Raw genomic sequence first — 12,345 nt, forward strand, 5'->3', positions numbered from 1 at the left:
CCGCCTCCACTAGTCGAAAACGCAACCGAGCTGGCTGAGCGTAGGAAGGGCCTGGTCCTTTGGCGACACCTGGGCTTCTGAGGGTCTCACGGGCCACTCGATCGCTAACGTTGAATCGGCCCAATAGACTCCACCGTCGTGACTTGGGGCATAGACCTGGTCGACTTTGTATAAGACGAGGGTCTTGGGCTGCAGCGTACAGAAGCCGTGCGCGAATCCCTTCGGAATGAACACCTGCTCGCCGCTTTCGCTATCCAACTGGATCGCGATGTGCTTGCCGAAGCTGGGCGATGAACGCCGAAGGTCTACTGCAATATCCAGAATCGCCCCGCTCAACACCCGTATCAACTTCGCCTGGGCGAAGGGCGGCCGCTGGAAGTGCAAGCCGCGCACCGTGCCGATCCGATCCGAGCTGGACTGATTGTCTTGAACAAAGTCATGGAGAATTCCCTTCTCTGCAAACGCTGATCGCTGGAAGGTCTCAGAGAAGTAGCCGCGGGCGTCGGAAAACCGATCTGTGCGAATGACTTTGACATCAGGGATCGCCAAGGATCGCAGTTCCAACATTGGGTACCCTTCTGCCCTCTCAATTCAGATCGGGCTTCGATAAGGTGGACATAATCTCCGTCGAGATTAATTTTCCACCCTCACAGTCCACCACGAAAACGGTCGCACGATTTCGGCGGAAGCCATTAGACCGGACGTAAGTCACGGAATAATTTGGGAATTCGCGAACGCACGCCTAAGCAAAACCGCCAGGACCTGCATTTTCCATCTCCGCCTCGATTAATATATTGTTTATTTAATTTGGCAAGTGAGTTTTTATAAGGTATATAATTCGTACTATCTCGCAGATCGCTTTAAATGCCGCCTGCGGGCGGGCGGCCGCAACGTGACCAATCGTCGGACAGGTACGTGATGCTTCAGAACAATCTTCAACATGCGGATAGGATGCGGCTGCCGGTGAACGGACCGGCTCAACCCGCCCAGGCAGACGGCGGAGGAATCACCGACGTCATCAATTTCGGCATCGGGCTTCTACGGCGCCAGTATCTCGTGATCCTTGTTACTGCCGTACTCGCCACTGCGGCCAGCCTGCTCTATCTCCGTTTGGTTTCTCCAACCTATACGGCACAGGTTCAGATCCTGTTGGCCAATCCCAGGCCTCAGTTTGTCCAGCAGCAGTCACTCGTCGCCGAGCCGGCCTTCGATCTCAGTCAAATCGACACCCAGCTTCAGCTCCTGAGATCAAAGGCCAATGCGGTTGCGGTAATCGAGCAGTTGAAACTGGCCGACGATCCGGACTTTAGTGCATCTGGCCTCTCTTTGCAGGCGCTCTGGCAACGAGTTTGGCCATGGGCCTCGACTAAATCGAAGAAGGATGCGCCACTCGAGACGAATGGCGAACCATCGGACACTCTCGTAGACGCATTCCTCAGTCGGCTTTCCGCTGGACGCGTCGGGTACAGCCACGTCATTGAGATCAGCTTCAGCTCGAGCAACGCAGCTCGAGCCGCGGAGATCGTGAATGCGATCGCCAACACTTATGTTGCAGACCAGCTCAATGCAAAATTCGAGGCCAATCGCAAGGCAACCAGCTGGCTGCAGGAGAGGCTGCGTGATCTGGGCGACCAAGCCCTCGCCGCGCAACGTGCCGTCGACGTCTACAAGGCTCAAAACAACATTGTTTCTCTGGGTGGGAAACCCATCGACGAGCAGCAGATCACGGAGATCAACAATCGATTGGCCGCCGCACGTGCTCAGACATCTGAAGCCACGGCCAAGTTGGCTCGTTATGAAACTCTCCTTGCCATCGACCCGAAAAAGCCGTCCTCGATAGACAATCTGGATGCTATCGGGACCGATGCGCTGAACAGCCAGATCATCACGGGGCTGCGCCAGCAATATCTGGAGCTCACCAGACGTGAGGCCGAGTTGGCCGCGAGGGTCGGTCGTGACCACTTGGCAGTCGTCAATATCCGGAACCGCGCGCGAGAGTTCCGCGTCTCCATTTTTGACGAGGTCAGGCGACTTGCCGAGGTCAGCCGAAGCGAATTCGAACTGGCCAAACAGCGCCAGGAAGAAATCGAAAAGCAATTATCCAAAGCCGTTTCGCAGTCCCGTTCGGTCAATTCTGCTGAGCTGACCATCAAGGACTTGGAAAGCAGGGCAAAGGGCCTGCATAGCTTGTACGAGACTTTCCTTCAGCGCTACATGGGCTCCACACAGCAGGAGACGTTTCCCACCTCGGATACGCGGGTACTTTTTCCGGCTTCGCCACCGGCGAGCAAGAGCAAGCCGAAAACAAGGTTGATCCTGGCGTTTGGCATTCTCGGTGGTCTCGCGCTGGGCATCGGCCTGGCGCTCCTCAGAGACCTCATGGACCGCGTCTTTCGGACCTCTTCACAGGTGGAAACCGTACTGGAGTTGCCTTGTCTGTCTTTGGTCCCGTTGTTGCCGGCCCGCAAATCTCCCAAGCCACCAATCCGCCTCCAGAAAACCGACGATGATGTTCAGCGACGGATCTCTTCGTCTCCAGCCGCAATTCATCAGACGGTGGTCGGGATGCCGCTATCTCGATATACGGAGGCCATTCGTTCCATCAAGCTAGCCATCGACCACAATCCGGCGAAAATCTCTTCCCAGGTCATCGGCATCACCTCTGCGTTACCGAATGAGGGAAAGACCACGATTGCAGCTTCGCTCGCGCAATTGATCGGACACACCGGAAAGAGAGCCATTATCGTCGATTGCGACCTCAGGAATCCCTCGCTGACCGGCATCTTTGCGCCCAAGGCGGCCTGCGGCATCATCGAAGTTGCAAACGGTAGCCGGTCGCTCGCCGACGCTGTTTGGAGGGACCCGACGACCAATCTTGCATTTCTGCCCGCCGTGCGTCGGGGACCTTTGCTCCACACCAGCGAAATTCTTTGCGCGGACTCGATAAGCAAACTCTTCGACCGTTTACGGTCCGAGTATGACTACGTCATCGTCGACCTTCCGCCCTTGACACCGTTGGTGGATGTTCGAGCCACTTCATCTCTGATTGACTGCTACATTCTCGTTGTCGAATGGGGCCGGACCAAAATTGATGTAGTGCAACACGCACTGCACACGGCACCAAACATTCACGAATCTCTGATTGGGGCAGTTCTCAGCAAGACCGATACCAAGGCGATGGCTCGATACGACGGACATCGGAGCTACTATTACCATGATAGCCATTACATCCGTTATGGTCTTTCTGGCTCTTGAGGCTGGTTCATAGCGGCCTACCCGTTAGCTGGCCCGAGGGACCAGCGGAGTGGCCGCACCACACCACGGTGTTTACATGATGGTCCGGCTTGTCATATTGGCCGAGTTGGTGGCGATTGCCGCGGCGTTCGCAATGCCGGAAAGCCTGCAAGGCTGGTTGTTGATGTCGTTGGTACTCGCAACGGCGGCGCTAATGGTCGCGATCTTTCTACCGCCCTCCTCCCTCGGGCTTGCCAGACTGCTCCGTCCTAGTCTCGTCGCTGTACTCGCGGCTCCGGCGCTCTGGATGGCCTTGCAGGCGGTGCCGATGCCGATTGACAAACTCGGCAATCCCATTTGGGCAACTGCATCGGCGACCTTAAACGAGCCCCTCGCTGAAAAAATCACAGTCGACACCACGGCGACCATGTTCTCGCTCGTGCAGTATTGCGCTGTGCTCGCTGCAGCTCTCATTGCTGCAGCCATTGCGCTTGACCGATATCGCGCAGCGCAACTGCTACATATTCTGCTGTCGATAGCCACAATCGTTACCGCCATGTGGTTCGGCAGGGAAACAGCCGGTGTGGCTGGGCCCGACGGCTCAACCATCGCGGTGCTCGGTGTGTTGCTCTCCTGCGCAACGGCAATTCGTGCGGTCGATCAGGTACTCCGACGCAGTCGGCCAGGAACAATTGCGCTAAGCCCGCTCCCTGCGCTGTCCGCCGCGATCATCGCAATGATTATCTGCATGGCCGCGCTGATCATTCGAGCCAACTCAACTGCAGTCGTCGCGGCCCTCCTCGGCTCAGAAATCTTGCTCTCGGTGTTCGCGGTTCGCAGGTGGTTCCCGGGATTGTGGGGTACTGCTGGCGTCCTTGCAACTGCCACGATTATCTTCATTGCCACGGCTACGGTCATTCCCTTCAGAACGAACACCGATCTGACGATCGCCTTGTCAACGAGCAGTCAGGCCGCAACAGAACGGATGCTGCAGGACGTCGCGCCGGCAGGATCCGGTGCGGGTGCTTCGACGGTACTTTTGCCGATTTACCAGGACGCTGGAGTTGGCGACTCGCCAGAAAGGCCAACCGCCGCCGCCACGATCGCTATAGACATGGGGTGGGCTTTTCTCTGCGCGCTGGTGGTTGCTGCGTTGCTCTGCGCTTCTATTCTGATCAGACGTGCTCTGTCACGTGCTTACGATTACGTCTTCCCAGTGCTGGGCGCCGGCGCTTTGATTGCAGTGACGATACTCGCGTTTTCCGATCATGGAATTCTGGGTTTAGGAGCATCGCTTCTGGTCGCTGCGCTTTTTGGCCTGGCTTTCGGTCAAAGCCTCTCCGGCGCAGAACGTGACGCCATATCGTCTGAGACGAAAGCGACGTCCGACCAAATTGCAAATCAAGCACCTGCGCCTCGCCGAAGGTTGACCTCAGCGTCAGTCACCATTTGGCCCCGCGTTAGCCTGATGATGCTTGGTATTGTGTTGATCGTGCAGGCAGCATGGATGGCGCTCCCCGACCGGTACTTCGGTGCAAGATCGTCTTTGCCGTCAGTTCTTTCGACTGCAGCAGCAGGGCCGAACGCGATGTCGAAGACGGTTTCCCTTGCGGCAGCGCGTGAAAACTTATGGATCCGCGGGGGACCAAGCTTTACCCGGGATTCGGCTCTGGCTGCCGACGAGCAAAGGACGGCTCCTCCCATGACTTCGGACGAGTTTGCTCGTGCATTGCGCTCTTCGCCGCTCCGCGGTGACATTTGGCTCCTGCTCGCGGCGACGTCGAAGCACAGTTCGCCCCAGCCCAGCACGGCAGCGATGCTCAGAATGTCATACTATACCGCGCCGAATGATTTGGACCTGCTTCCGTTGCGCGTATCGGTCGCGCTCGCCGCAGATGCCATGGTGCGGGACACTGACCTGCGTGAATTGATCAAACGGGACGTCAGCCTCGTCGTTAGACATCGGCCTGCCCTCAAGCCAGCCCTTGTGACCGCTTACCGGTCAGCCTCGGCTGATGGGAAGATCTATCTCGAGGGCCTGATTTCGGAACTCGATCCGGCGTTCCTCGACCAGGTGCACGCGCGGAGTTCCCGCATGGGTTCTCGATAATCTCAAGAGCCGCGAGCTCAGCCCAAGCCACGATCGCAGATCGGCGACAAAGGGGCACACGTTATTAAATAGGCGGAGCTGCGGATTTTACTTGATAAACCCCTTTAATTAATAAATAATTAATATTAAATCGCAGAGCCCCGGCCATGAATTTCGTGAACCGACATTTCCCCGATCGGGAGGTTACGGATCGTATCAGTCCCGAAGCGACAGTATCCCCCGAGCCCAAATGGCCCCTCCGTTATGACGCGGTCGAGCACGTAGTGCTCGGTGCTGATATTGCGACCATCCTATTTGCGAGCATCGTCTCCACGTTGCTGTACCAAGCGCAGAATGGCCAAGCCGCGGCCAACTTGGGCAACGCGCTTGGCTTGGCGCTGGTTAGCGCGGTTTGTCTCGTTTGCCTGCTGAAGGCCTACGGGCTTTATCAGCCGGTTGAGCTCCTCGCGCTCCGAAATCAGATCCGCGCGGTCTGTTTGGCTTGGATGTCTTCGGTGCTTTTCATTTTGGCGGTGTTCGGCTTCGCAATCCGCCCGGAGAGCTCTCTGCACCGAGGCCTGCTCTTCGCCGTCTTGGCCCTGGGCTTACTTTTGGGTGAGCGGTGGGGAGTTAAGGTGCTTCTCGGGAGGGCCCTGAGCGGCAGGAAGTTCGCCAATACGAATATTGTCCTGATCAGCGATCAACCCTTGTCGAAGAACGTGGGATTGTCCGAAACCTTGTCGATGCACGGGTATCTCGTCAAAGAAAGGTTCAGCTTGCCTCCGTTCGGATTCGGTCCTGCCTGCCGAAGGCGGCTCACGGCCCGTGTCATCGACCACATCCGCACCTACCGGCTCGATCAGGTGGTGGTGGAAGCTGACCCGGAGCGATGGCCCGAATTGCGAGCCTTTGTTGCCGATTTGCGCGTTTTGCCGTTCCCGATCATTTTCGTGCCCGTCGGCACAACGTCCGAATTGCTTCGACACCCAAAGCGAAGTCTTGGAAGTGCCGTTTGTGTAGAACTCCAGCGTGGCCCCCTGACGCCGCTGGAGCGCGCGATTAAGCGGACGATTGACATTATGGGGGCTGGCCTCTGCCTGGCGATGCTCGCCCCGCTGCTTGCGCTGGCTGCAGTCGCGATCAAGCTGGATTCTCCCGGCCCTATATTCTTTCGGCAGCAACGCTGTGGCTTCAACGGCCGAATATTCTTGATCCGCAAATTCCGGACCATGCATGTGCTCGAGGACGGGCCTGTAATCCTCCAGGCCAACCGCGCCGATCGACGCGTTACCCGCGTCGGCAAATGGCTGCGCCGGACGAGCTTCGATGAACTGCCACAGCTCCTAAATGTTCTCGACGGCAGCATGTCGCTGGTGGGCCCGCGTCCTCATGCCGTGGCTCACGACAGTGAATTTGACAAGCTCGTGCGAAACTACGCGCTCCGCCACCGGGTCAGGCCAGGATTGACCGGCTGGGCCCAAGTCCATGGGTGCCGGGGCCCCACCCCTACAGCAGTCATGGTCGAAACACGTGTCCAGTACGACCTCTGGTACATCGACAATTGGAGTATTCGACTGGATCTCGCAATCCTGTTGCGAACTCCCATGGAAGTATTGCGAGGGCGCAATGCCTACTAGGCTCGATCTCGACGTAAGGCGCCGAGCTGCACCAGTTCGTGGCGCAGCAAGTTCTCACGCCCGCTGCCGAAGCTTCGGAGCCGCCTCTCCGATGCGAAACTCCTCGATCCGCCGGCCCGATTTCATGGCAGCAACCAGCCAACGCGGTCGCTTGCCGCGTCCCGACCAAGTTTCGGAAGTTTGCGGGTTACGATATTTCGGCAGTACACGCGGATATTTTCGTCTCTGCTTGCCGTTGGGAGAGACGCCCAACCCGCTCGTTTCGGCTAACGCAGCCATTCCGCCGCCGAGAACCGCCAGACGCTTCTCAAGTTCCTGCTTTTCCGCCTTTATCCGATCCGACAAAATGCCGCTAATCTCCTCATGAAGCGACCAGAGATCATCAAGGGACATCGCTTCTAGTTCGAGCTTCTTGGTCGACATACTGGCATCCTGTGGTTGCGCCCATTTAATACAATCCCGGCCTAGTAATCAAGAAGCTAGGTTGGGTCGGTGTAAAAAAACGTGGAACCGAATGGCAAGTTCGGTGCTCCACATAGCTGCGTCGCCGGTTCCAATCAAGACTAAAAATGTGATTATCCGCTGAATTTAATAGCGGTTGCAGTAACAACACGCGCTGCGCGAGTATCGAGACGCGGTTCAAGCGAGGGGCGTCTCATTAAACGGAAAGCGGAGCGCGAGCTCACTCTGCTCCGCCGCCCCGTCGGCAACGTCAGCATTTGTAGCTTCGACGCCTCGATATCGGCCGCTGCGGCCGAGGGCGCGATAAACCGATTGATCGCCGCTTGAGGACGGATCAGTGGACAGTCGCGAATCTCCAATGCTTCTCTTCGAGGCTCCGGCAAGGTTTTCTCGCCCGCAATAAATACATGAAAATAATCCTCGCAATATATATTAAATAATATATTATTTATTTATTGTCGTGGCAATTTTGAAGACCAAGCCTTGCTCCCCTGCCCATTGTTCGCCGCGATCTTCGACGTAGGTGACAGACAGGTACGCAAGGTGCCGGTCGAACGGTGACGAGAATGCTTATGCGCAGGCAGGATCTCGAAGCCATGGATTTTGAAGAACTTTGGCTCCTCCACGAGGAGCTGACGAAGATTCTTGCTGAAAAGATCACAGCCGAAAAGCGGGAATTGGAAAAGCGCCTTGCGCAACTCAATCAGCCGGATCAATTCGCCGGGGCGGAGGGCGGGGCGACAACGACTGGCTCAAGTCAGCCCCCTCGTCGCAAATACCCGAAGGTCGTTCCGAAATACTTCAATCCCCTCAAGCCCACAGAGACTTGGTCTGGGCGTGGCAAACAGCCGCGCTGGTTGGTCGCAGCGCTCCAATCAGGGCACACGCTGGAGGAGTTCAGGATTCGCGAGAACGGCGAAGCGCCGAGCCGGAATGCTGGTGGTCACGAGCATTGATGGCCCTGCCGCCCGACCGAACGCATTTGTGATCTAGACCTTCCCTGCGCGCTCCGCGAAGGCCGCCTTCAACAGGAACTGCACGGTGTCCACCCTTGGTAGGGACCACAGTCCACGCGGATACACAGCGGCTTGCCCGGCGCCGCGTGCCGCTTTCCGATGATTTCCGAGATCCAGTACCATCATTGCGAGGAAGGGAACGCGTGTAGCCGGAAAACGTGCCTGCATCACCTGTCGCATGAACTGGAGGCGAGGAATCAGTCGGGAGCGCAACGCATGCGGAATGTCGACGCCAAGCAGCTCGGCAAGAGCGATCAGCTGAGTTTCGACCGCGTTCCTCATCAAGTCGCTCGAGGCGAGAGAGGTCAGCTTCTCCCAATCGAGAGGTTCGGCGGAAGCGTTTAGATCGCGCAATTCAACAAGGTGCCGCAGGTCGAGGTCGCCGAGCCAATAACCATAGTCCTGAAACTGATCGTGGACGATCAACGTGACCGCTTGGAAGATAGGCTTGGGGATATATACGCTTGCCCGTCCGAGCGGCGCAGGAACACAATGGTTCAGCACATGCCCGAAGTTCTGGTAGAGGTACGCTGGCCCTGGAGCTGCCTCTTGCAGGTCGATGGACCCGACGTCCTGCGGGCGATTCAGATCGACATGCCATCTCCGGCTTTCGGGAGGGGTCTGCTCATGAATATCGTAACCAATTCCACTTAGCGCGGCGACTGCCGTTCTGGCATCGTCCGGCATGACCATGATGTCCAGATCGGACATAATCCGAACGCCTCTTCGCGCCTCGGGCGCGGTCGCCAGTGTCGATGCCCCCTTGAGTAGAACCGGCGTAATGCCGTGACCATTCAGAGCAACGACGGCCTCTTCGAGTTGAACGACGAGGCGGTCATTGCGCAACCCATTTCGGCGGTGGATATGGCGAATATAGGCGCAGACGTCCTCCGGCAGCATCGATGCGAATTTGTCGACAAAGTCGATGAGCGCCGGCGTCGTCAGGGTCTGATTTGCAAGTCCGATGACGGACGTCCACTCTACTTCGACCGGCGGCATGCCCCGCAAGCAATTGCAGAGGCTCGTGAGCGCGCTGCTATGCCTTGCCATTGCACAATTCCCTAAGCAGATGCCGAGCCTCTCCAGCCTCGCAGTAGGTTAGTTGAAGCGATTGCGCGCCCGCGACCATCCGCTTTAGAGCCAAAAAGCCAGTCTGCGACAGTCTACCATCGCTGGAAAATGCGTTCTCGATGAGCCGCTTCATCGCATCCAAACGATCTATTGCGGTCAGTTCGGCCGGCCCGCTCGCGACCCGGTTCAAGAAGATGATCCAGCCTGTGGAGAAGCTTTCGTTCTGTGCATCCGGAATGGGTACGTACCGCACCCGAACGCCGTCGGAGCGGCAATGCGTCGCGTCGTAGCGATCGCCATGTAGTCGCGAGAGCAAGTCCCACGATCCCTCCTTGAGGGTGATCGCAAACGGGACTCCGCAGATCGTTCCGTCGGCGCCAACCAGCGCGACGTCATCGCCTGCGTACCGGAATCCGGCGTCCACCAGCTGCAGCGTGAGGGTCGATTTTCCAGCTCCCGGATGGCCGCATAACAGCAGGCCCATGCCGTCTTTCACGAGAGAAGCGGCATGTAGGGAGAACACCCAGCGATCGCTTCGAATAAGCCGCTCGGTGACGTGAGCTTTGATCATAGGGGCCAATGCTTCGACTTCGCATCTGGAAATGGTGGAATCCTCCGCGCGCAGGAACACTTGCTCATCCAGCATCATTGCCTCGATCGCGATGTCGCCGTCGCCGCCGGCACTCTGGTCCGAAACACAAAATGGCGACAGCAGCCGTCTCAAGAGGTGCCGATTTGCAGCCCGGACGCTTATTTTGTGCCGACCCAGATGAGCTGAGAAGACGAAATCGGTCGGCATTCGCCAATCGACTTCGAGCAACGCTCGATCGATCCAGACATCTACGGCCTGTCGCGTGAACTGGCGTGCCGCGTGCTCGTCAATGCCTTGCGCTGCAAGCGCCCGATAAACGTCTCCCAGCGAGGCGCCTTCCCCCAATTTACACCAGATGAATGCCCCTACTCGGTCGAGTTCAAAGATCTTCTGCCCGGCTTCGCTGAAGATCATTGCTCGGCCATCCAACAGCGCGAATACTGCATCCGGAGCCGGTCTCAACACTATCTCTATCTCTGCCGACGATCTTTCCAGCACGCCTTCCACCAATGTGAACCCATTCTGCCGCGCCTGTGCCGGCGAGGCGGCGACAGCCTCCGGGATGCGATGTTGTCGCGGCACCCGACAAGCGAACGGCCGCCGCCTGCGACATTCAATCTAGCCCGGCCTGCGACGCTGCGATTTCCATTCACCCGAACACACGCCACCCGGTCCGGCTCGCTTCGACACGTCAATCCGGCCGGTCATGCCGCGAGCTGACCGTCCTTGCCCCCGTCTTGAGGAGAAATGTTCAACCCCTGCTCTCCAGGGAGGCTCGCTCTGGCGGTCAACCGATGAGCATCCAAGAGGTACCGATAAGCTTCGCGATCGGCACTTCGTTCTCTCAGAATACGCTCCTTCTCGCCAATGTTGACCAATTCTGCGCGCATCTGAGCCAACTGCAGCGGCTCCGAGGTGAGGTTGTACTCGTTAAGAATTAATTCCCACATCGTCTCCTCCAGCCGAAGAAACCTGGACGACTTTAGCTTACGTGATCGGCAGCAATTAACAACGAGATTTACTGATTTTTCTTATAATCAAAATTTGTTTCATATTTGAACCTGGTGCGACCATTCAGCACAACCGGTAAAGCGCAGCACGCGCCGAACTGACTTGAGAATGAGGGCTACTGAAGCCTGGAGAAAAGGACTGACGTTCTTCGGCAATGCATCGCGCTGCGCATAAAATAAATCAGCCGAGAGTCGCAAATCAGACCGACAACGCCAATTTTAATTTGCACATTAAATGAAAAAGAGAATAGTTAACGAACTGCACCGAGGGGAGTGACACCAGTGATCCGGTTGGCTGACCTGTCCGTCGAGGGGAAATTGATGGTTTCGTTGCAGGGGGAACGTTCCGCACGAAGTCGCGGGTATTTCGACACGACGATTATTTGGCGCCTCCCAGAAGCTTTCGGTTGAGGTCGGACATCATTCAGTATTGCGGCGAAAGCCGGCAGTATCCCAAGAATTCGCCAAGCAGGAATCCGGTCGGTTGGAGAAGCGTCGTCACGAGCAAGCTGCCCTTTGCTCGAACAACGACCCCAGGTGCGATGCCCCCCAAGTCACCCGCACCGACGAGAGCGCACTCCAGCCGGCCGGCCCTTTTGCTCGACAAATGCCTGTTTCAGGGAGGCTCGTATGGGCATGATCATGGTCAAGTGTCCGCAATCCGGCCGCGCGATTCCTACCGGCATCAAATCCGATCGTGAGACTTTCCTGCGAAGCATCGTGTTTTTCGGCAATACTCTTTGTCCGGACTGTCGGGCCAATCACAACTGGTTTGCCCGCGAGGCCTGGGTCGAGGAGGCGATCGTCAGAACGGTAGCGGCCGCTGGTACGGCGCCAACGTGCTGATGCAAATGACGCGCGCGCTTCGGAGAGCGTATCCAAATGCTCCTTCCGATAGCGCGTTGCTGCTGCAACGCATTGCAACCACTGAGAATATTTTCGCGCATTGTCGCAAAGCGAACCGACGCCTCCGGCGGCCATCGCTTAGACGTTGTTGGCATGTCGCCACCAATCCGAGCTTCCGTCAGGAATTCGGCAAGGGCCTGTTTGGGGGTGTTGTAGTGAGTAGTGGGGTTTGCAGCCTGGCCGTTCTGCGTGACACAAAGATCAAGCTCGTGAGCCTGCTGGCTCAATTGAGGCGGCTCCGCGAGAGAGTACGAAGGGCGGAAGCACGGCGCTCCGGACAAAGACGACGATCAGCGTCGGCATCGCGCGCCCGAAGGGCCCGAGCATG

10 protein-coding genes are annotated in these 12,345 nt (G+C 57.4%); 5 read left to right on the forward strand and 5 right to left on the reverse strand.

What is annotated here, in order from left to right; all coding sequences use genetic code 11:
* Nucleotides 1–9: 9 nt before the first annotated feature.
* On the reverse strand, nt 10–567 hold the full coding sequence (gene rfbC, locus ACNJYA_RS23810) for a dTDP-4-dehydrorhamnose 3,5-epimerase (RefSeq protein ID WP_172784586.1): 558 nt from the start codon (nt 565–567) through the stop codon (nt 10–12).
* A gap of 351 nt (nt 568–918) precedes the next feature.
* On the opposite strand from rfbC, the gene ACNJYA_RS23815 reads away from it, so the two are divergent.
* The 3 genes from ACNJYA_RS23815 (at nt 919) to ACNJYA_RS23825 (ending at nt 6,960) form a co-directional block, all read left to right on the forward strand.
* Complete coding sequence (locus ACNJYA_RS23815) at nt 919–3,255, forward strand: AAA family ATPase (RefSeq protein WP_439363516.1); 2,337 nt, start codon at nt 919–921, stop codon at nt 3,253–3,255.
* A gap of 76 nt (nt 3,256–3,331) precedes the next feature.
* Complete coding sequence (locus tag ACNJYA_RS23820) at nt 3,332–5,344, forward strand: hypothetical protein (RefSeq protein ID WP_439400781.1); 2,013 nt, start codon at nt 3,332–3,334, stop codon at nt 5,342–5,344.
* 146 nt (nt 5,345–5,490) lie between these two features.
* On the forward strand, nt 5,491–6,960 hold the full coding sequence (locus ACNJYA_RS23825) for an exopolysaccharide biosynthesis polyprenyl glycosylphosphotransferase (RefSeq protein ID WP_172784584.1): 1,470 nt from the start codon (nt 5,491–5,493) through the stop codon (nt 6,958–6,960).
* Nucleotides 6,961–7,014: 54 nt separating this feature from the next.
* Here the strand turns inward: ACNJYA_RS23825 and ACNJYA_RS23830 are convergent, their stop codons facing one another.
* Nucleotides 7,015–7,383, reverse strand: a complete 369-nt coding sequence (locus ACNJYA_RS23830; protein WP_172784583.1) for an H-NS histone family protein — start codon at nt 7,381–7,383, stop codon at nt 7,015–7,017.
* A 611-nt stretch (nt 7,384–7,994) separates the two neighbouring features.
* Here ACNJYA_RS23830 and ACNJYA_RS23835 point away from each other — a divergent pair.
* Entirely contained in the window at nt 7,995–8,378 is a 384-nt protein-coding gene (locus ACNJYA_RS23835; RefSeq protein ID WP_172784582.1) for an H-NS histone family protein, read from the forward strand.
* A gap of 33 nt (nt 8,379–8,411) precedes the next feature.
* On the opposite strand, the gene ACNJYA_RS23840 is transcribed toward ACNJYA_RS23835, so the two are convergent.
* From ACNJYA_RS23840 to ACNJYA_RS23850, 3 genes are all read right to left on the reverse strand, one after another.
* Nucleotides 8,412–9,488, reverse strand: a complete 1,077-nt coding sequence (locus ACNJYA_RS23840) for a nucleotidyltransferase family protein (protein WP_439400782.1) — start codon at nt 9,486–9,488, stop codon at nt 8,412–8,414.
* Nucleotides 9,475–10,515: a serine/threonine protein kinase gene (locus ACNJYA_RS23845; protein ID WP_439400783.1), complete on the reverse strand. Its 1,041-nt coding sequence runs from the start codon at nt 10,513–10,515 to the stop codon at nt 9,475–9,477. The genes ACNJYA_RS23840 and ACNJYA_RS23845 overlap by 14 nt, the downstream gene beginning before the upstream one ends.
* Before the next feature lie 290 nt (nt 10,516–10,805).
* Nucleotides 10,806–11,051, reverse strand: a complete 246-nt coding sequence (locus ACNJYA_RS23850) for a hypothetical protein (RefSeq protein ID WP_172784580.1) — start codon at nt 11,049–11,051, stop codon at nt 10,806–10,808.
* Between the two features lie 690 nt (nt 11,052–11,741).
* Between ACNJYA_RS23850 and ACNJYA_RS23855 the strand changes: the two genes are divergently transcribed.
* A complete protein-coding gene (locus tag ACNJYA_RS23855; RefSeq protein WP_172784579.1) occupies nt 11,742–11,957 on the forward strand; it encodes a hypothetical protein in 216 nt (71 codons plus the stop codon).
* The last annotated feature ends 388 nt before the right edge of the window (nt 11,958–12,345 follow it).

The organism is Bradyrhizobium sp. BLXBL-01, from assembly GCF_051853025.1.
In the GTDB taxonomy this organism is placed as follows: Bacteria; Pseudomonadota; Alphaproteobacteria; order Rhizobiales; family Xanthobacteraceae; genus Bradyrhizobium.

Excerpts from the sequence above, each read along its gene's own strand:
- ACNJYA_RS23815 (WP_439363516.1), top strand. The coding sequence starts at position 919 with ATGCTTCAGAACAATCTTCAACATGCGGATAGGATGCGGCTGCCGGTG.
- ACNJYA_RS23835 (WP_172784582.1), top strand. The coding sequence starts at position 7,995 with ATGCGCAGGCAGGATCTCGAAGCCATGGATTTTGAAGAACTTTGGCTC.
- ACNJYA_RS23840 (WP_439400782.1), bottom strand. The coding sequence starts at position 9,488 with ATGGCAAGGCATAGCAGCGCGCTCACGAGCCTCTGCAATTGCTTGCGG.
- rfbC (WP_172784586.1), bottom strand. The coding sequence starts at position 567 with ATGTTGGAACTGCGATCCTTGGCGATCCCTGATGTCAAAGTCATTCGC.
- ACNJYA_RS23830 (WP_172784583.1), bottom strand. The coding sequence starts at position 7,383 with ATGTCGACCAAGAAGCTCGAACTAGAAGCGATGTCCCTTGATGATCTC.
- ACNJYA_RS23820 (WP_439400781.1), top strand. The coding sequence starts at position 3,332 with ATGATGGTCCGGCTTGTCATATTGGCCGAGTTGGTGGCGATTGCCGCG.
- ACNJYA_RS23855 (WP_172784579.1), top strand. The coding sequence starts at position 11,742 with ATGGGCATGATCATGGTCAAGTGTCCGCAATCCGGCCGCGCGATTCCT.
- ACNJYA_RS23845 (WP_439400783.1), bottom strand. The coding sequence starts at position 10,515 with ATGATCTTCAGCGAAGCCGGGCAGAAGATCTTTGAACTCGACCGAGTA.
- ACNJYA_RS23825 (WP_172784584.1), top strand. The coding sequence starts at position 5,491 with ATGAATTTCGTGAACCGACATTTCCCCGATCGGGAGGTTACGGATCGT.
- ACNJYA_RS23850 (WP_172784580.1), bottom strand. The coding sequence starts at position 11,051 with ATGTGGGAATTAATTCTTAACGAGTACAACCTCACCTCGGAGCCGCTG.